Annotated in this window: 24 protein-coding genes; 17 read left to right on the top strand and 7 right to left on the bottom strand. The window is 35.4% G+C overall.

Features of this window, described 5'->3' with window-relative positions; genetic code table 11:
- Window positions 1-189 precede the first annotated feature (189 nt).
- From GXM17_RS15345 to GXM17_RS15330, 4 genes are all read right to left on the bottom strand, one after another.
- The gene (locus GXM17_RS15345; protein ID WP_163400202.1) at window positions 190-780 is read right to left on the bottom strand and encodes a globin family protein; all 591 of its coding nucleotides are present in this window, start codon (window positions 778-780) and stop codon (window positions 190-192) included.
- Window positions 781-798: 18 nt separating this feature from the next.
- Entirely contained in the window at window positions 799-1,233 is a 435-nt protein-coding gene (locus GXM17_RS15340; protein WP_163400201.1) for a beta/gamma crystallin family protein, read from the bottom strand.
- Window positions 1,234-1,389: 156 nt separating this feature from the next.
- A complete protein-coding gene (locus tag GXM17_RS15335) occupies window positions 1,390-2,229 on the bottom strand; it encodes a DUF5777 family beta-barrel protein (protein ID WP_163400200.1) in 840 nt (279 codons plus the stop codon).
- Window positions 2,230-2,254: 25 nt separating this feature from the next.
- Window positions 2,255-2,644, bottom strand: a complete 390-nt coding sequence (locus GXM17_RS15330; protein ID WP_163400199.1) for a hypothetical protein — start codon at window positions 2,642-2,644, stop codon at window positions 2,255-2,257.
- A 157-nt stretch (window positions 2,645-2,801) separates the two neighbouring features.
- On the opposite strand from GXM17_RS15330, the gene GXM17_RS15325 reads away from it, so the two are divergent.
- The 9 genes from GXM17_RS15325 to GXM17_RS15285 all read left to right on the top strand — a co-directional run bounded on the left by GXM17_RS15325 (window position 2,802) and on the right by GXM17_RS15285 (window position 10,052).
- The gene (locus tag GXM17_RS15325) at window positions 2,802-3,170 is read left to right on the top strand and encodes a hypothetical protein (RefSeq protein ID WP_163400198.1); all 369 of its coding nucleotides are present in this window, start codon (window positions 2,802-2,804) and stop codon (window positions 3,168-3,170) included.
- A gap of 13 nt (window positions 3,171-3,183) precedes the next feature.
- Window positions 3,184-3,723 (top strand): YceI family protein, encoded by a 540-nt coding sequence (locus tag GXM17_RS15320; RefSeq protein WP_163400197.1) that lies wholly within the window; start codon window positions 3,184-3,186, stop codon window positions 3,721-3,723.
- Between the two features lie 37 nt (window positions 3,724-3,760).
- Window positions 3,761-4,297 carry a YceI family protein gene (locus tag GXM17_RS15315; protein ID WP_163400196.1) on the top strand — a complete coding sequence of 179 codons (537 nt, stop codon included), beginning with the start codon at window positions 3,761-3,763 and terminating at the stop codon, window positions 4,295-4,297.
- A 129-nt stretch (window positions 4,298-4,426) separates the two neighbouring features.
- Entirely contained in the window at window positions 4,427-5,293 is an 867-nt protein-coding gene (locus tag GXM17_RS15310; protein ID WP_163400195.1) for an AraC family transcriptional regulator, read from the top strand.
- Between the two features lie 202 nt (window positions 5,294-5,495).
- On the top strand, window positions 5,496-6,509 hold the full coding sequence (hemH, locus tag GXM17_RS15305) for a ferrochelatase (RefSeq protein ID WP_163400194.1): 1,014 nt from the start codon (window positions 5,496-5,498) through the stop codon (window positions 6,507-6,509).
- Between the two features lie 93 nt (window positions 6,510-6,602).
- Complete coding sequence (locus tag GXM17_RS15300; protein ID WP_163400193.1) at window positions 6,603-7,151, top strand: CopD family protein; 549 nt, start codon at window positions 6,603-6,605, stop codon at window positions 7,149-7,151.
- A gap of 128 nt (window positions 7,152-7,279) precedes the next feature.
- Window positions 7,280-8,695, top strand: a complete 1,416-nt coding sequence (locus GXM17_RS15295; protein WP_163400218.1) for a sensor histidine kinase — start codon at window positions 7,280-7,282, stop codon at window positions 8,693-8,695.
- 10 nt (window positions 8,696-8,705) lie between these two features.
- A complete protein-coding gene (locus GXM17_RS15290) occupies window positions 8,706-9,488 on the top strand; it encodes an enoyl-CoA hydratase/isomerase family protein (RefSeq protein WP_163400192.1) in 783 nt (260 codons plus the stop codon).
- A gap of 165 nt (window positions 9,489-9,653) precedes the next feature.
- Window positions 9,654-10,052 (top strand): hypothetical protein, encoded by a 399-nt coding sequence (locus tag GXM17_RS15285; protein ID WP_163400191.1) that lies wholly within the window; start codon window positions 9,654-9,656, stop codon window positions 10,050-10,052.
- Window positions 10,053-10,178: 126 nt separating this feature from the next.
- Here GXM17_RS15285 and GXM17_RS15280 read toward each other — a convergent pair whose 3' ends face one another.
- From GXM17_RS15280 to GXM17_RS15270, 3 genes are all read right to left on the bottom strand, one after another.
- Window positions 10,179-10,832 carry a metal-dependent transcriptional regulator gene (locus tag GXM17_RS15280; RefSeq protein WP_163400190.1) on the bottom strand — a complete coding sequence of 218 codons (654 nt, stop codon included), beginning with the start codon at window positions 10,830-10,832 and terminating at the stop codon, window positions 10,179-10,181.
- 77 nt (window positions 10,833-10,909) lie between these two features.
- Window positions 10,910-12,778, bottom strand: a complete 1,869-nt coding sequence (locus GXM17_RS15275; protein WP_163400189.1) for an Nramp family divalent metal transporter — start codon at window positions 12,776-12,778, stop codon at window positions 10,910-10,912.
- 74 nt (window positions 12,779-12,852) lie between these two features.
- A complete protein-coding gene (locus GXM17_RS15270) occupies window positions 12,853-13,245 on the bottom strand; it encodes a Fur family transcriptional regulator (RefSeq protein ID WP_163400188.1) in 393 nt (130 codons plus the stop codon).
- Between the two features lie 97 nt (window positions 13,246-13,342).
- Between GXM17_RS15270 and GXM17_RS15265 the strand changes: the two genes are divergently transcribed.
- The 8 genes from GXM17_RS15265 to GXM17_RS15230 all read left to right on the top strand — a co-directional run bounded on the left by GXM17_RS15265 (window position 13,343) and on the right by GXM17_RS15230 (window position 22,117).
- Complete coding sequence (locus tag GXM17_RS15265; protein ID WP_163400187.1) at window positions 13,343-13,696, top strand: MerC domain-containing protein; 354 nt, start codon at window positions 13,343-13,345, stop codon at window positions 13,694-13,696.
- A gap of 11 nt (window positions 13,697-13,707) precedes the next feature.
- Window positions 13,708-14,613 carry an NAD(P)/FAD-dependent oxidoreductase gene (locus GXM17_RS15260; protein WP_163400186.1) on the top strand — a complete coding sequence of 302 codons (906 nt, stop codon included), beginning with the start codon at window positions 13,708-13,710 and terminating at the stop codon, window positions 14,611-14,613.
- 107 nt (window positions 14,614-14,720) lie between these two features.
- Entirely contained in the window at window positions 14,721-16,973 is a 2,253-nt protein-coding gene (locus GXM17_RS15255; RefSeq protein WP_163400185.1) for a TonB-dependent receptor, read from the top strand.
- Between the two features lie 172 nt (window positions 16,974-17,145).
- Window positions 17,146-17,610, top strand: coding sequence for a thioredoxin family protein (locus GXM17_RS15250; protein WP_163400184.1), 465 nt, complete (start codon window positions 17,146-17,148; stop codon window positions 17,608-17,610).
- Window positions 17,611-17,628: 18 nt separating this feature from the next.
- Entirely contained in the window at window positions 17,629-18,795 is a 1,167-nt protein-coding gene (locus GXM17_RS15245) for a lycopene cyclase family protein (protein ID WP_163400183.1), read from the top strand.
- Window positions 18,796-19,038: 243 nt separating this feature from the next.
- Complete coding sequence (locus GXM17_RS15240) at window positions 19,039-19,449, top strand: BrxA/BrxB family bacilliredoxin (RefSeq protein ID WP_089053444.1); 411 nt, start codon at window positions 19,039-19,041, stop codon at window positions 19,447-19,449.
- Between the two features lie 220 nt (window positions 19,450-19,669).
- The gene (gene trhO, locus GXM17_RS15235; protein WP_163400182.1) at window positions 19,670-21,028 is read left to right on the top strand and encodes an oxygen-dependent tRNA uridine(34) hydroxylase TrhO; all 1,359 of its coding nucleotides are present in this window, start codon (window positions 19,670-19,672) and stop codon (window positions 21,026-21,028) included.
- A 102-nt stretch (window positions 21,029-21,130) separates the two neighbouring features.
- Complete coding sequence (locus GXM17_RS15230) at window positions 21,131-22,117, top strand: virulence RhuM family protein (protein WP_163400181.1); 987 nt, start codon at window positions 21,131-21,133, stop codon at window positions 22,115-22,117.
- Window positions 22,118-22,137: the final 20 nt, after the last annotated feature.

Genomic DNA, 22,137 nt, shown 5'->3' with positions numbered 1-22,137 from the left:
TGTTCTAAATAACAGCCTGGCTTTTGTTTTAAATATTGTACGAAAAAATATCGCTATGAGTTCGTATAAAATGCTTTTTTGGGTTTATATCCCATTCACTTACATGAGTCTGGAAAGTTGAGATATAAAAACAGCTTCGTTAAATGAAGCCCTGCCATGAAATTAAGGCAGGGTCTCATAAGAAATGAATTATTTTTGAACTATTGGTGTTCTTAAAGATTCTAATACAGCTACAATATCAGTATAAAGTTCTGTATTTGAAGCTACTCCGTTTGAATTTGCCGCAGCACCAACATAACCTACAAATTTTGTATAATCTGCACTACTGGATTTTGTTCCCATACGAGGGTTTTTTGCCGGATCATGTGCTGCAACCATATTCAAGCCAGAATAGGTATTAACCGCATTTGTGCCTCCTGTATTGAATGAAAAGAAATCAGTCAGGTTATCAGACAATCTTGCAATACTGGTTGCCTGGGTATTTCCGGTTTCTGCTAAAACAGGAGCAAAATGTGCCTGCAAGTTTCCGGATGCATTAGACTGAATATCGGCTACAATCAAACCAATAGTTGAGTTGACAACTTTACGGAAACTCAAACGCCCCTGTTCAATCATCTGTCCTGAGTTATCCGGATCTGCAACCATTTTTGTACCGCCCAGACGTTCATATATAGATGCTTTTACTGGTGGTTTAGGATCGTCATCATCATTGTTGCAGGAAGTTAGGGCTGCCGATGCAATTATCAATACACTAAGTGTAATTTTAGAAAGATTTTTCATAATAAAAATATTAAAGGGTTAATTAAAAAACTGATTTACTTTTTGAGATAATTTGTAGCTCATACTGTTTTGATTTACAGGGCAGACTTCTTTGGTGGCTAAGTGTGCCGGCAGAATATAACGTTTGGCATCATAAGGTCTTTTGCTCATCAATTCATTATATACTTTTTCAGAATTAGTGATTTTATTGTTGTGGAAATACACTACCACATTTTTTTTCACTATAATAGAATCTGAAGTTAGTCCTTTGATAGATCGTAAATCTGAACAAATTTGTTTAGCCTCAACAGAATCTATGTCTCTTTTAAAATCAATACGGCTTACCTGCAAATTCGGACTTTCATAAACAGCAGGTTTTGCGGTAATGATGTGAAAAAGCAAAATGCCAGTAAATAGCAGGATGACTATCAATCCTGACCAGAGAATTTTTTTTATTGTTTTATTCATTTTCATATCGATAACTTTTAAAATGGTTAGATTGTAAAAATGATATACGGTGGTTTTTTCAGGATGGTTTTATTTTATATAGGAAAAGGATTAATTTAGAATTGTTATGAATAGAAAGGGGTTATAGTCACCCACTAATCCCGTACAACAAATGTTTGCTTTTTAGAATACCCTTGAGAGATTAAATCCAAAAAACACATCACCATTTTTCCAGTCGCCCGTTGTTCTGCCCAGGTAACTTGCTTCATCAATGCCCTGTGAACTCGTAAAATGCATCTGAAAAACATGTCCTCCGGTTTCTAAGTCAAAACCTATTGATAATGGATTGTTATAAAGTGAATTTGCCGATCTGTTGAGGTGTGCTGCATAATCAATATTTAATGACCAGCGTTTAGAAAATTTATATCTTCCGCCAAAACCCACAGCGTATTGCGAATTATCCTGGTCTGTGTCTTCAACAAAATTTTCATGAAAGAACGTCGGAACCACTTCTAATGACAGATTTTCAGTAAACTTCCTTGAGATTAGTAATTGTGCGACATAAGTAAGCCGGTTTTTAAATTCAAGCTTTGGGTACAGGTTTTCTTTTAACTTGTTGTTGATTGACAAACTGTTGAAACCCGCAATAGTAACGGGAAAACCGTCTTTTATTTGAGGAAACAAAGTATATTTTGCAGCAAAATCATAAGCAAATTCACTTCGGGCGGCGCTCATATTAATTGTGTTTGTTATTCCGTATATAAATTTAATCTGGGTATTGGCATTATCAAGTCCGTAGAAACCTTCAAAGCCATCTTGTACAGAACCAAAACGGTGTGCAACAACAAAATACAGGTCGCCTTTTGCCGCTAGTTTTGTCGATTCGAGATTGACAATTTTCAGTGCTTTAAAAGCAGAGGTCACTTTTTCTTTTTGAACAGGAGTATCAATTCCGGTTAATAAATCTTCTTGTGAATAAGTTATTATAGGAAATAAAAACAATAAGAGGATAAGATTTTTCATAAGGTTAGTTTTAAATTGTTATTGGTTAGCGTACTACTGAGGTCTGATCTATTTTGAATTCCTGCAATAATTCATCATATCCTAAAAACCGGCCTTTGATCGTTAGTGTTTTTCCCGGGTTAATGTTTTGTGGCAGGTGACTGCTGAATGTTGCAAATATTTTTTTACCCAAAACGATTCCGTTACTTGTGTAATCTATAGCAGTTATCCGGCCTGTCAGTACAATTGTTTTGTCCTGGTATTTAATGTAAGCCAGACTATCATTAGAACTAAATTCTTTTTCAAGCCCGGAAACGGTTACTTTGTAATCTGCAGTTTCTGTCTCGATGTTGCGATGCTCTTTGTAAGTGTAGCAGTAAATCGAAATTCCAGTTAGTAAGCAAATGGATACTGCGGTAAGTATTTTTTTTGTCATTTTTTTAGCTTTTCAGTTATCTACGTTAAAAACAAACTATTGGATTGGTTTTTAAAATGTCGCTTGAAAAAATCTATACCACACATTTTTCCGTATATGTCTGAAAATGCTTTTACAAACCATTTCTTCATTTATAAATTAAAAACCAACCATTATTATGAATTTGAAAAATCTTTTCATCGTTTTATTATTTGCTTCAGTTCTGGTAAGCTGTACCGATGATAATCCGGATACTTTATCTGATGTTGTGCCGGTCACAGGTTTGGCCACTTACAATCAGAATGTAAAATCTATTATTGATAACAATTGTGTGGTATGCCATGCTGCCACTCCGGTAAATGGCGCGCCTATGTCATTAGTAACCTATGATCAGGTAAAAAATGCAGTTTTAAACCGGGGGCTGCTTACGAGGATCTCTTTAGAAAATGGCGACAGTTCATTAATGCCAAGAGGCGGACCCCGATTACCACAGGCAACAATTGACGTTGTTAAAAAATGGAATGAAGATGGATTATTAGAAAAATAATTCATCATAAAGCATGAAAAAAACTATACTCATTCCACTGCTATTATCTTCATTTATTGTTTTTGCACAGGAGAAAATGATAACCAAATCATCTACAATCGTTATTGAAGCTTCTGTACCTTCGTTTCAACCGGTTAAGGGAACCAATAGTAACGTCACTTTTGTGCTGAATGAAAGAACAGGTGAAATTGCAAGTCTGGCATTAATGAAAGGATTTCAGTTTGAAATGGCTCTGATGGAAGAGCATTTTAACGAAAATTATATGGAGACGGACAAATTTCCAAAAGCAGTCTTTAGAGGGAAAATAGAAAAATTTGACACAAATAAGTTAACTGCAGATTATCAGGATTACGTAATCAACGGAAAATTAGAACTTCATGGTAAATCAAAAGACGTGACTGCAAATGCAAAAATCACTAAATCTGGTTCCCGAATAACTATTCTTTCAGGTTTTTCAGTAAGTGCAAGTGATTTTGATATTCCGATTCCATCCCTTATAAAGTATAAACTTGATAATAAAGTTACAATTGAAATTATTGCAGTTTTGAAGTAAAACAGGAAAATTGGATTAATTAATACAAACCAAAATCATGAAAAAATTTATTCTCATATTGCTTATTGTTTCATTTACCGGCAATTCGCAAGAAAAAAAAATCAGCAAATCAGGTAAAATTACTTTTGAAGCATCAGTGCCTTCTTTTGAAGAGGTAAAGGCTGTTAACAGCAATGTTACATTTGTACTCAATCCTGTTACAGGCGAAATAGCAAGCTTGGCGATCATGAAAGGATTTCGATTTAAGGTGGCTTTAATGGAAGAACATTTTAATGAAAATTACATTGAAAGCGATCAGTATCCTAAAGCAGCGTTTAAAGGAAAAATAGAAAATTTCGATGCCAAGAGCCTGACGGAAAGCCCTAAAGAATTTATTATTAACGGAAAATTGGAACTACATGGAAAGTCTAAGGAGATATCCATACGTGCTAGAATAAGCAGACCGGCATCTGGAATTAGTATTTTGTCAAATTTTAGTGTAAATGCCAGCGATTTTAATATTATGATTCCGAGTGTTGTAAAAAGTAAGGTTTCTAATAAAATCAATATTCAGATCGAAACTATTTTGAAATAATCATTAAAACAATAAAGATTTTATAAATTTAGAAGGAAGTAAACAAAAAACCGCTAAAAAGATTTAATTTTGAAAGGCAATTATTCGTTTGATAAACGAGAATAATAACTTGTAAAAGCAAATCAAAAAATGGAGGAGGAAATAAAAATTGAAGACGATTTTACACTTATACGTTTTCAAAACGACAGTTCAGAACCTTTTTTTGCACAACGTGAAGTAGGCAGCGGTTTGATACAGTTTCATTTCGGACTAAAAGGGAATGCGAAATTTTTGTTCAATCAGGGCAATTATACTTTAGAACTTAAAGAAGAAAAATCGTTGCTTTTATACAACCCACAGAAAGAATTGCCGCTGAATTTAGAATTGGCTCAAAATTCCTGGGTGATTTCAGTTATTGTGTCCATCAAAAAATTTCACGCTTTATTCTCTGCAGAAGCAAATTATATTACTTTTTTAAGTCCTGACAATAAGGATAAAAAGTATTATAACGAAGGGAATATCAGTCCGTCAATGGCGATTGTGCTGAGTCAGCTGTTTCATTATAATCTTCATCCATCCATAAAAAATCTGTATTATAAAGGAAAAGGATATGAATTATTAAGTCTCTATTTCAACAGGACCGAAGATCCAAACGCAGAACAATGTCCGTTTTTGATTGATGAAGACAATGTTCTGAAAATCCGAAAAGCAAAAGAAATCGTAATTGCTAATATGGCAGAGCCTCCGGGACTGCAGGAACTGGCAGATGAAATTGGCCTGAACCTGAAAAAGCTGAAAATGGGCTTCAAACAAATTTACGGCGATACGGTTTACGGTTTCTTGTTCGATTACAAAATGGATTTCGCCAGAAAATTGTTAGACAGCGGTTCATATAATGTTAATGAAGTTGGACTGAAAATCGGCTACAGCACCGGAAGTCACTTTATAGCCGCATTCAAGAAAAAATTCGGAACAACACCTAAAAAGTATTTGATGTCAATTAATGCGAATGTTTAAACACGAATTTCACGAATTAGCACAAATTAGAATCTACTTTAATCTGTGTCAATCTGCGTGAAAAATTTCCCGAATTGTTTAAATCAATTTTGAATATCCAACAATAATTAAAAACTAACAATTATCATATTTCTAATAAAGTAGAGTGTTTACTTTTGCTGAAAATTTTAAAAACAAACAAAAGCTTAAAGCAAAAACAATAATGAAAGGCGTATTATTAGTAAACTTAGGTTCTCCGGACAGTCCACAACCAAAAGATGTAAAACCGTATTTAGACGAATTTTTAATGGATAAATACGTAATCGATGTTCCGTATTTATTGAGAGCATTATTGGTTCGCGGCATTATTTTAAGAAAAAGACCCGAAGAATCGGCACACGCTTATTCAAAAATCTGGTGGGAAGAAGGTTCACCGTTAGTAGTTCTTTCAAAAAGAATGCAAAAAAAAGTACAGCCTTTAGTAAATGTTCCGGTTTCCCTGGCAATGCGTTACGGAAGCATGACAATCGAAAAAGGGCTTCAGGAATTAAGTGATAAAGGGGTTACAGATGTAATGCTTTTTCCGCTATATCCGCAATATGCAATGGCTTCAACTTTGACTATTTTGGTTAAAGCAGAAGAAATCCGAAAGAAAAAATTCCCTCACATGAAATTTACTGATGTTCCGGCATTTTACAACAAACCGGATTACATCAAAAACTTAGCAGATTCAATCCAGAAACACTTAACTGGATTTGAATACGATCATTTATTGTTTTCATACCACGGAATCCCGGAGCGTCATATCCGCAAAACCGATGTGACCAAATCTCATTGTAAAATTGACGGTTCCTGCTGCAATACGCCATCTCCGGCACATGAATTCTGTTACCGCCACCAATGTTATGAAACAACAAGACAGGTTATTAAATTATTAGGACTTCCTGAAGATAAATACAGCCTTACTTTTCAATCGCGCCTGGCAGGTGATAAATGGTTAGAGCCTTACACGGATGTTGAAATTGACAATATGCCTGCGAAAGGAATCAAAAAATTAGCGGTTGTAACCCCGGCATTCGTTTCGGACTGTTTAGAAACTTTAGAGGAAATCGCTATGCGCGCCAAAGAAGATTTCGAAGCAAACGGAGGAGAAGAGTTTTTGGCAATTCCGTGTCTGAATGATGATGATGAATGGTGTGAAACTGTTTCTAACTGGATCAACGACTGGGCGAAATAATATTTTTGTTTCAGGTTTTAAGTTTCATGTTCCAAGTTAGCCAACTTTGAGAAAAACCAGAAACTTCAAACCTGAAACCTGAAACAAAACAAAATGGAATACTACAACTATTTAAAATCACTGCATCTAATATTTGTAATAACCTGGTTCGCCGGTTTGTTTTATATTGTGCGTCTGTTTGTGTATCAAATCGAAGCCAGTGAAAAACCGTCTCCTGAAAAAGAAATCCTTCAGGCACAGTACAAAATTATGACGTATCGCTTATGGTATATCATCACCTGGCCGTCAGCGGTTTTGGCGAGTACTTTTGCTTTTTGGATGCTTTTTTTTACAGATTTAGGAAATGCATGGCTCAAAATGCCCTGGATGCATGTAAAATTGTGTTTTGTTTTCCTTTTGTATCTGTATCACGCAAAATGCCATCAGATTTTCAAACAATTGCAGAATAACGAGGTAAAATATTCTAATAATTTCATGCGTTTATGGAACGAAGGTGCAACGATTATTTTGTTTGCCGTTGTTTTTTTAGTAGTTTTAAAAAGTGCCATCAACTGGATCTACGGCGTAATCGGAATTGTTTTATTTTCAGTTTTAATTATGCTGGGATTTAGGTTTTACAAAAGAATTAGAGAAAAAAAGTAATTAGTTATTAGTAATTAGTGAATAGTAAAAGCTTGAAACTAATTACTAATCACTGTTCACTAATCACTAAAAACATGCTAAACTTCAAAATGTCAATGCTGTCACTTCGTACCAGGATTTTCCTGTCGATGATTGTATTGATTGTTGTAGCATCTTGTTTATTGGCTTCCATTTCTATTATTCAGTTTAAAAATGAAGCCAAGGAATACCATCAGGAACGATTAGAACGAAAAGAAAATGCGGTAAAGGAACATATCAATTACGTTCTTTCAACTACAACTTATCCGCTGAAAACCCAAAATCTGGATTTGATTTTTAAGGATAAAATCCACGAATTAGCCCAGATTCACAAAATTGAAATCAATATTTTCGGCCTTGACGGAAAATTATTAAAATCATCCAAAGAGTCTTTTGCCGTTGATAAAGCACCACCTCCAATACCGGATTTCATTTTAAAGCTGGTTCGTTCTTCTATCGAAAAGCGTTTTGTAGATATTAAAACCATAGACGGAGTTAAAAACCGGTCCTCCTACAGTTTAATTAAAGATGAAAAATTCAAGCCTCTCGGAATCTTAAATCTTCCTTATTTAGAAGACGATGGTTACTATGATAATGAGCTGAATACTTTCCTGATTCGCCTGAGCCAGGTGTATTCTTTTATGCTGATTGTCGCTTTTGGATTGGCGTATTTCCTTTCGACCTATATTACAAAATCGCTGAAAACCATTTCCGATAGATTAGAGGAGACCAATCTGGATCAGAAAAACGAGAAGATTGTTTTGGAAGCGAATAGCAAAGAAGTCAATTTTCTGATCAAAGCCTATAACGGAATGGTAGACAAACTGGAAACCAGTGCAATAAAATTAGCGCAAAGCGAACGTGAAGAAGCCTGGCGCGAAATGGCAAAACAGGTCGCACATGAAATTAAAAATCCGCTTACGCCAATGCGTTTGACGGTTCAGAGTTTTCAGCGAAAGTTTGATCCGAATGATCCTGACGTTAAGCAGAAAATGAACGATTACTCGGAAACTTTAATTCAGCAGATTGATACGATGACGTCTGTTGCTTCGGCGTTTTCAAATTTTGCTTCGATGCCGGCCCAGCAAAATGAAACGTTAAATGTAGTTGAGGTTGTGGAACTGGCACTTGATATTTTCAACGAAGATTATATTTCTTTTGAAAAAGAGGAAGAAGAAATCATTTCCAAAATGGATCGCACGCAGCTGATTCGTGTGATTACCAATTTAGTTAAAAATGCAACACAGGCGATTCCGGAAAGTCAATTTCAGAAATCAATAGTTGTTTCGGTAAAACGTCGTGACGGTAATGTTGAAATTGCAGTAAAAGACAATGGAATCGGTATTCAAAAACTGGATACAGGCCGAATTTTCGAACCGAAGTTTACTACCAAAACGAGTGGAATGGGACTTGGTCTCGGAATTATCAAAAACATCATCGAAAATTACAAAGGAACAATTACCTTTGAGTCAGCTTACGGAAAAGGAACTACGTTTACAGTTTCTCTTCCTATTACAAACTCTTAAAATAACGGTCATGAATTACGATAATATTATAATTTCAATCGAAGAAAAAGTTGCTACAGTAACCATTAACAGACCTGAAAAGCTGAATGCTTTAAACAAAGCAACTATAAATGATCTTAGTAAGGCTATTAAATTATTAAACAAAAATGAAGAAGTTCGCGTTATCATTTTAACCGGTAGCGGTGAAAAAGCTTTTGTGGCAGGAGCAGATATTTCTGAATTTGCAAATTATACCATTGAGGAAGGTACACAATTAGCAGCAGAAGGACATGAGTCACTTTTTGATTACATCGAAAATTTAAAGAAACCTGTAATTGCAGCGATAAATGGTTTTGCATTAGGAGGCGGTTTAGAGTTGGCCATGGCCTGTCATTTCAGGGTAGCTTCGGTTAATGCCAAGATGGGATTGCCTGAAGTAAGCTTAGGACTAATTCCGGGTTACGGAGGTACACAGCGCCTGCCTCAGTTAATAGGAAAAGGCCGTGCAATGGAAATGATTCTGACCGCAGCAATGATTTCTGCCGAAGAAGCGAAAGAATTTGGTTTGGTAAATTACGTTGTTCCGCAGACCGAATTATTAACTTTTACAAGCGTAATTGCTCATAAAATCATTAAAAATGCTCCATTTGCTGTAGGGAAAGCGATAAAAGCCATCAATGCAAATTTTGAAGACGGAAAAAATGGTTTTGATACCGAAATCAAGTCATTCGGAAAATGTTTTGGAACGCAGGATTTTAAAGAAGGAACGACTGCCTTTTTAGAAAAAAGGAAGGCAGAATTTACAGGGAAATAATTTTGCTTAACCGCAAAGTTCGCTAGGAATGACGCAAAGCACACAAGGAAAATTAAAAAACTTAGCGAACCTTGCGTAAATCTTAGCGCCCTTTGCGGTTAAATAATAACACAAAGAGGATAAACTTAGAACCTCAGCATCTCAGAACCTTAGCAACTTAAAAAAATGTACGAACCAATATTTGCCCTTTTTTGTGAACGGGTTAAAGAAAGTATCCAGGCCGGCACTTTCGCAAAACTCACTTTGGCCAAAACCATTGGTGACACCGAGATTAAAAACATCTATTTCAGATTGGTTTTAAATGAAGATAATACGTTTTCCATTTCATTGACAACCCGTTACAAAGCAGAAGAAATTGAAAGCATTCATACATTAGATGAAGCTTTACTAATCTTAGGATCCTACATCAAAAAGCCATTTTTAACCGCGTTGCTTTTTACAACAGAGAATGATGTAACGTTCAAAGTAAACAAAAAGAACGCCGGAAGTATCATCGAACAGCCGCCAACATTCAAAAATGCATCACCGGTAATGCTGGAGATGATTGAGAAGGGGATTGTATAATATCATGTTATTAGCTTTGTCAGGCTGAGCAGAGTCAAAGCCCGCAAAGTGATTCAGCAAACGGGGCTTCGACTCCGCTCTGCCTGACAAATGAATAAATTTTCGCAAATCTCTGCGGAATATCCTCTAAACCAGCTTCACAAACAAATTAGAAGCTATTTTGTTAGAAATGGACAACTCTCTGTTGTCAATTTTAATTTTTACAGATAAATCAAAAGATTCTTTCGATAAGAATTCAATTTTAGAGCCTAAAGCAATTTCCTGTTTGTTCAGATATTTCAAAAACTCTGAAGAAGTGTCTTTTACACCAACGCAAACGCCAATTTGGTTTTCGGACAATTCAGAAAGCAATTGTTTTTCAATTTTAATAATTCGTCCATTGGCATCCGGAATCGGATCTCCGTGCGGGTCTTCAGTTGGATTTCCCAGAAAATCATCCAGTCGGTTAATCAATTGCTCAGATTTGATGTGTTCCAGTTGTTCAGCAATATCGTGAACTTCATCCCAGCTGAAATTTAATTTCTCTACTAAAAAGACTTCCCACAAACGATGTTTTCTAACAATCATTTTGGCAGCCAGTTTTCCATTTTCGGTTAATGAAACTCCCTGGTATTTTTTATAATTCACCAAATCTTTTTCAGACAGCTTTTTCAGCATATCCGTAACAGAGGAAGCTTTGGTTTCCATTATTTCGGCAATGGCATTTGTACTCACTTCTGTTTCCAGGGAAGCCGTAAGGTGATATATAGCTTTTAGGTAGTTTTCTTCTGAAAAAGTCATTTTTTTTAAGGTTCAAAGGTCCAAAGCTTCAGAGTTGCAAAGTCTTTGACCCTTTGTTCCTCTGACCCTTTGCTCCTTTATTTAACAATCAGCAAAGGTATCGAAATTTTATGTCTCAGTTTGTCTACGGTTGTACCAAATAAAATATCTTTTAAGCCGGTATGACCATGCGTTCCCATAACCAGTATATCAAAATTGCCTTCATTTATGATTTTCGGTATTACGGAGTTTGGTTTTCCAAAACCTAATTCGGTTTCGATTCTGAATCCTTTCTGCGAAAGCATTTCTTTATATTCCAATAATAATTTTTCGTCGATCGTAGTTTCATGATCGTGGATATGAACTCCGTACATTAAAGCTCCTACAGTTTCGACAACGTGAATTAAAGTGTATTGCGCCTGGAGGCCTCCTAGTTCAAAAGCTTTATTCAGGGCAGCACCGTCAGCATTTGAAAAATCTACTGAAACAGCAATGTTTTTAATACTTTGGCTTTCTTTTGGAGTGAATTGCAGCTGAAGATTATGAGGCGAATGATTCAGTGTTTTTAACTTGGCTTTAGCAATAAAAGGCTTAAAGACAATGTAAAGCAGCAATGCCAAAAGACCCACTGCCAATGGAACTACAGTAAGCCATAAGAAAATCGGATTATCTGAATTTTCTAACCATGAAGTGATTTCATCATACACTAATTTAGCATTGAGCGATACAATAATCAAAGCAATAACCCAGGAAACAAACTGTGTAAGCTTTGAGATATGGAAACCGTTCATTTTCGATTTATCGCTCACAAAATGAATTAACGGAATGATGGCAAATCCTAACTGAAGACTCAGAATAACCTGACTCAAGATCAATAATTTGCCTGTTACGCTTTCACCATAAATCAAAATTACAATAACAGCCGGAATAATCGCGATCAAACGCGTGATGATTCGGCGAACCCAGGGTTGTATCCTGAAATGAAGATAACCTTCCATTACAATTTGTCCGGCTAATGTACCGGTTATTGTGGAACTTTGCCCGGCAGCAATTAGCGCAATAGCAAAAAGAGCCGGTGCCCACTTAGTTCCTAAAAGAGGCTCCAGAAATTGATGAGCATCCTGAATTTCTGCAACTTCGTACATTCCGTTTTTGTAAAAGGTAGCAGCAGCGAGAATCAAAATTGCCGCATTTACAAAAAAGGCAAGATTTAAGGCAATTGCAGAATCGATAAAGTTATATTTCAAAGCTTGTTTGATTCCGGCAGCAGTTCTGTCGAATTTTCGGGTTTGTACCAAAGAGGAATGCAGGTAAAGATTGTGCGGCATAACGGTCGCACCTATTATTCCAATGGCGATATATAATGCCGCAGAATTCGGAATAGAAGGTACAAGTCCGCCAATTATTTTATGGATTTCCGGTTCGGCAAAAATCATTTCGAAAATAAATGAAAATCCAATAATCGCTACCAGAGCAATAATGAATGCTTCCATCTTTTTGATTCCTTTATTAATGAGGAAAAGCAATAAAAACGTATCTAAAACGGTAATTAAAACGGCTTCTAAGAGCGGAATTCCAAAAAGTAAATTAATTCCGATTGCCATTCCAAGCACTTCTGCGAGATCACAGGCGGCAATAGCTATCTCGGCCAGAAAATATAAAATATAATTGATCGGTTTTGAATACGTTTCTCTTGAAGCCTGTGCAAGATCGCGCTGTGTTACAATGCCGAGACGGGCGCTTAAACTTTGTAAGAGCAAAGCCATTAAGTTACTCATGAGCAAAACCCAGACAAGAGCATATCCAAACTGACTGCCTCCGGCTAAATCAGTTGCCCAGTTTCCCGGATCCATATAACCGACACTTACTAAATAGGCAGGCCCTAAAAAAGCAAGAATTTTTCTAAATCCTGTTTTTTTATTTTCGGTTGAAACCGATTCATGAACTTCTTCTAATGACTTTGACATTCGTAAAATATTGGTTTTCCAAATATATAGAAAAAATAGCTTAGAAAAACAATATTTTTAGGCAAGTCTAAATATTAAATGTTTGAATTTAAACAATTAGGACATAAACCTGATAATGTAAAATTTATATTATTGACTTTATAATTATGCGGCATAATATAACTTGGTTTGACATTTTCAAGGCAGGTTATTTCAAGGCATTTTTCGCAGCTGAAATGAGCGTGGTTATGGATATGGACACGCTGCGCATGATGATGGCACTTTGCGTATTTTACGGTTCCATCAAGGTCAACAATTTTATGTACGATATCATCATTTACGAGACGGTCGAGTATTCTGTAAACAGTAACGCGATCACATACATCTTCAATTTGTTTGTAAATTTCTGTATGGGAGAGCGCGGTTTTTGATTTGCCAAAAATCTCTAGAACGGCTGTCTTTGCTGTAGTATTTCTTGTTGTTTTCATTTATTTTAGGAATAAAAAATAATATCGCAACATTGTTGCAATTTGGTTTTTATGTGTATATTTGCAACAAAATTGCATTAAAGCAAATGTACACGAAATGAAGAAAATCACAACACCTTTTTACGATATTTTAGGATTATCATCCGCAGCTATTTGTTTGATGCATTGTTTGATTTTTCCACTTTTAACAATCCTTCCTATAGGAATAAATCATAATCCGGTAATTGATTTATTATTTGCTTCAGTTGGTGTTTTTGCCATTTTCAAAATTATAAAAAAATCATCTCTTTTAGTATCCTCAATTCTGGTTGTTTCAATGAGTCTGATTTTGATCAGTATTTTGGCTGAATTTCTATTTGAAATTCATATCGGTTTAATTTACTTCGGCGGAATCGGGATGATCATCGGACACTTATTAAATTACAGATTGCATAAAAAACATTATCATTAAAAATTAGAATTATGAAACAAAAGAATTTTGAAGTGATTATCATTGGTGGCAGTTACAGCGGATTATCTGCTGCAATGAGTTTAGGACGTTCTTTACGTCAGATTTTGGTTATTGATAGTGGTATGCCATGCAACAGACAGACACCGCATTCTCATAATTTTATTACGCATGATGGAGAAACGCCGGCAGCTATTTTGGCGAAAGCCAAATTACAAGTCGGGTTTTACAAGACGGTTCAGTTTTTTAGCGGACTTGCCATTGATGCTATTAAAACAAACGATGGTTTCGAAATTAAAACAGAATCCGGAGAACTATTTACTTCTAAAAAGCTATTATTTGCGACAGGAGTTAAAGATTTGCTTCCGCAGATCAAAGGTTTTTCAGCATGTTGGGGAATATCGGTTTTACATTGTCCGTATTGTCACGGTTATGAAGTCAAAAATGAAAATACGGCAATTATTGCCAATGGCGAAATGGGTTTTGAATATGCAAAACTAATTTCAAACTGGACTAAAGATCTGAAATTATACACCAACGGGAAATCAGAATTAACTTCGGAACAAACACAAATACTTAGAAATCATGGCATTTCGATTCTGGAAGAAGAAATAGATTCTCTCGAACATAGCTCAGGTTATATCTCAAATATTGTTTTCAAAAATGGAGAAAAGACTGCTGTAAAAGCCGTTTATGCAAGACCAAAATTAGAGCAGCATTGTCCTTTACCGCAAATTTTAGGCTGTGAGCTCAGCGAACAAGGATTGATAAAGATTGATTTTATGCAAAAAACAACTGTTCCCGGCATTTACGCAAGTGGAGATGCTACTACCCAGATGCGTTCTGTGGCTTTGGCGGTTTCTTCCGGATCTTTTGCAGGAGCAGCAATCAATAAAGAACTTATCGATGAGAACTTTTAATACCCTTTTTTTAACGGATTGAAATTGTAATGTTTTAAAAAATCTATTTCATAATAATTGTATATCAAATTTAATTTTTAGTTTTGTCTAAATTTAATTTTAAAATAATGAAATATTTATTTTTGACAATATTAATAATTTCAGCTAAAAGCATTTTTGCTCAAAATATTTCCGGAAAAGTAGAACGTTCATTTTCTGCTAATCAGGAAAGTACTATTCGTTTATTGAATACAGACTTTAAAACCCAAACCGATTCCTTAGGGTTTTACCAACTTCAAAATATTCCGAAAGGCACTTACAAAATACAAGTGACCTCGACTGGTTTCAAACCACAAACCCAGAAAATTTCGATTGGGGACGAACAGGATCTGATTTTGAATTTTGAATTGCACGAAGACAAAAACGAATTGAATGAAGTTGTGGTTTCCGGAACTTTAAAACCAGTCAAACGACTGGAAAGTGCTGTTCCCGTTGAGGTGTATTCACCGGTTTTTTTCAAAAAGAATCCAACGCCAAGCATTTATGATGCGCTACAAAACATCAATGGAGTGCGCCCACAGCTCAATTGCGGCGTTTGTAACACAGGCGATATTCACATAAACGGTTTAGAAGGACCTTATACTTTAGTTTTAATAGATGGAATGCCAATTGTGAGCAGTCTTTCGACAGTTTACGGATTATCCGGAATTCCTAATTCACTGGTAGAACGAATTGAAATCGTAAAAGGCCCGGCATCTTCTTTGTATGGAAGTGAAGCAGTTGGCGGATTAATTAATATTATAACTAAGAATGCATTAAATGCTCCGGTTTTTTCTGCTGATTATTTTACAACTACTTATTTCGAAAGCAATCTCGATTTAGGAATGAAGTTGAATGCCGGAGAAAAAGCCATTTCAATTTTAGGCGTAAATTACTTCAATTATGATCAGGTCATCGATAAAGACCACGATAATTTTACCGATGTAACGCTTTCAGAACGGATTTCGGTTTTTAATAAATGGAGTTTTCAGCGAAATAAGAATCGGTTATTTACTATCGCAGTCCGCGGAATGTATGAAGATCGCTGGGGCGGAGATGTGCGCTGGGAAAAGCAATACCGTGGAGGGGATGAAATCTATGGCGAAAGTATTTATACAAAACGCGGCGAATTAATAGCAAGTTACCAATTGCCATTTGAAGAAAAATTAATGCTTTCGTTCTCCGGAAACGTACATTATCAGGACAGCCGTTACGGAACTACATCCTATATCGCTAATCAGAAAATTGGTTTTTTGCAATTAACCTGGGATAAAAAATTAGGCAGAAATGATTTACTGGCAGGAATAGCCGGTCGTTATACGTATTACAACGACAATACTCCTGCAACCAGAGAAGCTGAAAATACATGGCTTCCCGGAGTTTTTGTTCAGGACGAAATTACATTTTCTCCCAAAAGTCAGGTTTTGCTTGGAGCGCGTTACGATTACAACTCGATTCACGGATCTATTTTCACACCAAGATTGGCGTATCGGTTCAAAGCAAATGAAAACACGATTTTTAGGCTAAATGCAGGAACAGGTTTCAGGGTTGTGAATTTATTTACTGAAGATCATGCAGCGCTTACAGGTTCAAGAGATGTTGTGATTGAGAATGATTTGAAGCCGGAACGTTCTGTAAATGTCAATTTAAATTATATTCAGAAAATTAATTTTGGCAACGGAACTTTTATGGGAATCGAAACAACGGCTTTTTATACCAGATTCAGTAATAAAATCGTTTCAGATTACGAAAGTGACCCAAACAAGATTATTTACGATAATATTAATGGTTATGCTGTCAGTCAGGGAATTAGTACCAATGTTGATGTGAATTTTACAAATGGATTAAAATTTATTCTTGGTGCCACGGTTTTGGATAATAAAAATGTCGAAAACGGAATTTCAGAAAGACCATTCTTGACTGAAAATTTCACAGGAACCTGGAGTGTCTCCTATAAAATACAGCCTTGGAATTTATTACTGGATTACACCGGAAATGTGTACAGCCCAATGAAACTCCCTTTGCTGAGTGAATACGACCCAAGAAATCCGGAATCGCCCTGGTATAGTATTCAAAATATTCAGTTTACCTATTCGGGATGGAAAGATTTTGAAATATATGCAGGTATTAAAAATTTATTGAACTTTACCCCAAAACAGAACAATCCGTTTTTGATTGCAAGAACTAATGATCCTTTTGATAAAAATGTGCAATATAATTCTGCCGGAAAAGTAATGGTAACACCTGATAATCCGTACGGTTTGACTTTTGATACGACTTATGTTTACGGGCAAAATCAGACGATTCGTGGTTTTTTTGGGTTGCGTTATAATTTTAGATAAATAATTAGGCCACAGATTTGCTTCCTCGTTCGCTATCTCGGGTCATAGATTATAAAAAGATTTTTTTGCCACGAATTACACGAATTTTCTCGAATTTAATTTGTGTAAATTCGTGTAATTCGTGGCAACCTTTTTAAAATCGTTCTTAATCTGTTGCAAAAACTAAATGCAAATGAAAAAGCTATCGTTACTTATCTTCTTTCTTGGAATTACTTCAAACGGGTTCTGCCAGCTTAAAAACAGAACCTTTGAAGAAATTGACGGTTTACAACAAATCCAAAAGCGAAAAACAATCGTTTTCATCCATACCGACTGGTGTCAGTATTGTCAGCGAATGAAAAGCACAACTTTCAAAAACAATGAAATAATTGAAAGCTTGAACTCTAATTTCTATTTTATTGATTTTAATGCTGAGGAAAAAAGAGATATTACTTTTAACAAGCAAACATTTAAATTTCAGCCTACAGGAAATAATGTAGGCGTTCATGAACTGGCTTTGCAACTCGGAACATTAAACAATCAAATTGTATATCCGGTTTTGTGTGTTTTGAATGAGCAAAATGAAATTATTCTGCAATACAGCAATTACCTTAGTCCTGGAGATTTCAAGCAGCTTTTAGAAAAATTGAAAGAATAAATTTCCGTATTTTTGAGGATGAATTCTTCGCAAATCCAACATTTCGACTACATTTTTACCGGAACAGGGCTGTCTTCATTGATGACCGTTTACAAAATGGTATTGTCCGGAAAGTTTACAGACAAATTAATTTTGCTGTTGGATGAGAATGCAAAGAAAACCAATGACAGGACCTGGTGTTTTTGGGCAAAAGAAGAGACTTTATGGCATTCGATTATTTCCAAAAAATGGGACTCGGCATTATTTGCCAATGAAAATTTCCGAAGAGAATTAGATTTAAAACCTTATCAATACAATCAAATTCGGGGAATAGATTTTTATAACTTTGTTTTTGATAAACTTTCAAAGCATTCCTATATTACTTTTCTAAATGAAAAAGTAACCGACATCAATGAACTCGAAAGCCACGTTTTTATCGGTACAGAAAAGAACAGATATACTTGTAATTACCTGTTCAACAGCATTTATACGAAGGCATTCGCCGAAAGTCAATCGAAATATCCCGTTTTGCAGCAGCATTTTGTGGGCTGGTTTGTAAAAACGGATAAGGAAGTTTTTAATCCGGAACAAGCCACTTTCATGGATTTTTCTGTTGAACAGAGAGGAAATACGCGTTTTATGTATGTTTTGCCAACTTCTAAAACTCAAGCTTTGATCGAATATACGCTGTTTTCTGAAAATTTGCTTTCAAAAGAAGAATACGAAAATGAGATTCAGATTTACTTAAGAAATTTAGGCGCTGATCAGTATCAAATAGTTGAAAAGGAACAAGGAAGTATCCCAATGACATGCTTTCCATTTTGGAAAAAGAATACAAAAAGAGTGCTGAATATAGGAACTGCGGGCGGCTGGACCAAAGCAAGTACAGGTTATACGTTTAGAAATTCAGATAAAAAATCAACCAAATTGGTCGAATTTCTTCAAAATGATACTTCGCGGCTCAGTATGAAATTGTTTCATAAAAAAAGCAGATTCTGGTTTTATGATTTATTGCTTTTGGATATTTTGTATCGCCATAATGAACTGGGAAGTTCTATTTTTTCTTCATTATTCAAAAAGGGGAATCCAAAATTAATTTTTAAATTTTTGGATGAAGAAACAACTCTAACTGAAGATTTAAAAGTGATTTTAAAATGTCCAAAAATTGCGTTTATAAAAGCTTTATTCTGCAGGATTTTTATGTAAAACGATTTTTGTTTCACGCAGATTATTGCAGATTTAAGCAGATTTGTTTGTATCATTGGCGGAAAGTTTGTAAAAAGATCTGCATTTATCTGCAAAATCTGTTAAATCTGTTAAATCTGCGTGCAATTTCCGAACCAGTAAATAGCAATCCAACTATAACAAAACTTTATACTTCAAATTAACTAGTTGCGTGTAAACTTTGTAACTTTGCAAAATCAAAAGTAAAATTTAAAAATAAAAAATATGTATCCAGAAGAAATGGTAAAACCAATGCAGGCTGAATTGACAGCTGCGGGTTTTCAAGATTTACATAGTGCAGAAGCTGTAGATAACGCTATAAAAGCTGAAGGTACCACCTTAGTAGTTGTGAACTCTGTTTGTGGTTGTGCGGCAAGAAACGCACGTCCGGGAGCAAAAATGAGTTTAGAAGGTGCTAAAAAACCGGATCACTTAATTACAGTTTTCGCTGGTGTTGACAAAGAAGCTGTTGATGCTGCAAGACAGCACATGTTTCCTTTTCCTCCATCTTCGCCATCTATGGCTTTGTTCAAAAACGGAGAATTAGTTCATATGTTAGAGCGTCACCATATTGAAGGACGTCCTGCTGAAATGATTGCTGAGAATTTGCAGGACGCTTTTAACGAGTTCTGTTAATTCTTAAGCTTCTAAGTTGCTGAGACACTAAGTTTCTAAGGTTTTAGGGACAGACAGAGGTTCAAAGTAACAAAGCGACTAAGATTTTGAAAAGCACCGTCGGGTGCTTTTTTTATGGATAAAAGTCAAAAAACTTAGAACCTTAGAAGCTTTGCCGCTTTGAGCCTTTTTCCTTACCTTTGCCACTCGAAAAAATTTCTAAACTTAAACTGTTTATAGCATGCAACTGTACAACACCTTAAGCGCAGAAGAAAGAGCCATCATGATCGATGATGCCGGTAAACAACGACTAACGTTGTCTTTCTATGCGTATGCCAAAATTCAGAATCCCAAAAAATTTCGCGATGATTTATTTCTAGCCTGGAACAAGCTCGATGCCTTAGGCCGAATTTACGTTGCCACCGAAGGAATAAATGCTCAAATGAGTATTCCCGAAGAAAATCTGGAAGCTTTTAGAAGCACTCTTGAAGTATATGATTTCATGAAAGGCATCCGTTTGAACGAAGCAGTAGAACATGATGACCATTCCTTTTTAAAATTAACCATTAAAGTTCGCGACAAAATTGTTGCCGACGGTTTAAATGATGAAACTTTTGATGTAACCAACATAGGCGTTCACCTTAAAGCTAAGGAATTTAATGAAATTCTTGATGATCCAAATACAATTGTAGTGGATTTTAGAAACCATTACGAAAGTGAAGTGGGGCATTTTAAGGGAGCCATCACTCCCGATGTAGAAACATTTAGGGAAAGTTTGCCCATCATCAACGAGCAGCTTCAAAATCATAAAGAAGATAAAAATCTGGTCATGTATTGTACCGGAGGTATTCGCTGTGAGAAAGCAAGCGCTTATTTCAAACACCAGGGATTCAAAAATGTATATCAATTAGAGGGCGGAATTATCAACTACGCGAAACAGCTTAAAGAAGAGGGTTTAGAAAGCAAATTCATCGGAAAAAACTTTGTATTTGATAACCGTCTTGGAGAAAGAATCACTGATGATATTATCTCACAATGCCACCAGTGCGGAAAACCATGTGATAATCATACCAATTGTGAGAACGACGGCTGTCATTTATTGTTTATTCAGTGTGATGAATGTAAAGCGGCTATGCAAAACTGCTGTTCTGCAGAGTGTCTGGAAGTTGTAAATATGCCTTTGGTAGATCAGGTAAGATTAAGAGCAGGAAAGCAGGTTGGAAATAAGGTTTTCAGAAAAGGAAAATCAGAAAATTTAAAATTCAAACATTCAGGTGAACTAACAGATACTGTTTTGGCTGCTGCACAAAAGCCTGCTGATATTCGTCAAAAAGTAAAAGTCAAAAAAGTATTGCTTGGAAAAGCAGAACACTATTACGTAAAAGCGAAAGTTGGACAATTTACGGTTGAAAATGGTGAACTGAATGCAGGTGACAAAATCCTGATTTCAGGACCGACAACAGGGGAGGAAGAATTAGTTTTAGAAAAATTAATTGTAAACGGAGCTGAAAATCAATCTGCTAAAATTGGGGACAGAGTTACTTTTGAAGTGCCGTTCAGAATTAGATTGTCTGATAAAATATATAAGATTTTAGGATAATTCTATTCTATACTTACTTTTAAAAAACCTGTTTTGTGTCATGCAAAATAGGTTTTTTTAGCATCCAATAGTTATATTTGTTAAAATGCATATCGCGATATTATGAACGAGGATTCTAAAAAATTTATATTATACACAGCACCAAGCGGAGAAATTCGTGTTGATGTTTTGCTTCAAAATGAATCCGTATGGCTTTCGCAAAAAGCGATGGGAATATTATTCGATTGCAGCACTGATAACGTTTCATTGCATTTAAAAAATATTTTTGAAAGTAATGAGTTAGAAGAAAATTCAGTTACCGAGGTTTTCTCGACAACTGCATCAGATGGCAAAACTTATAAGGTTAAACATTATAGTCTCGATGCCATAATTTCTGTTGGTTACAGAGTAAATTCAACAAAAGCCACACAATTTCGTATCTGGGCTACTCAAACTTTAAAAGAATACATTATCAAAGGGTTTGTTTTAGACGACAATCGTTTAAAACAAGGTCAGACCATTTTTGGTAAAGATTATTTTAAAGAATTATTGCAAAGAATTCGTTCGATTCGAGCGAGCGAAAGAAGAATTTATCAGCAAGTAACCGATATTTTTGCGGAGTGCAGTATTGATTATGACAGCAATTCTGAAATAACTAAAGATTTCTATGCAAGCATTCAAAACAAATTTCATTTTGCAATAACAGGCAAAACAGCTGCAGAAATCATCTTTAAAACAGCTGATGCTCAAAAAGAAAACATGGGATTAACAACATGGAAAAACAGCCCAAACGGACGGGTTTTAAAATCAGATGTAGTGGTTGCTAAAAATTATTTGGAAGAAAAAGAAATCAAACAATTGGAACGTACAGTAACAGGATATTTTGATTATATAGAAGGATTAATCGAAAGACAAAATACTTTCACAATGAGCCAATTATCAGAAAGTGTCAACAAATTTCTCACCTTTAACGATTATAAAATTCTGGAAGGAAAAGGGAAAATTTCTAAAATTCGGGCAGATAAAAAAGCAATAATTGAATATGGTGTATTCAATAAAACGCAAAAAATCATTTCTGATTTTGACAAAGAAATAAAAAAACTAAAATAACAAACTAAAAACCTCAATAG

It is taken from the genome of Flavobacterium fluviatile (assembly GCF_010645065.1).
GTDB classification, from domain to species: Bacteria; Bacteroidota; Bacteroidia; order Flavobacteriales; family Flavobacteriaceae; genus Flavobacterium; species Flavobacterium fluviatile.
Note: the sequence above shows the minus strand (reverse complement) of the source record. Positions and strands in the feature narration are given on the sequence as shown.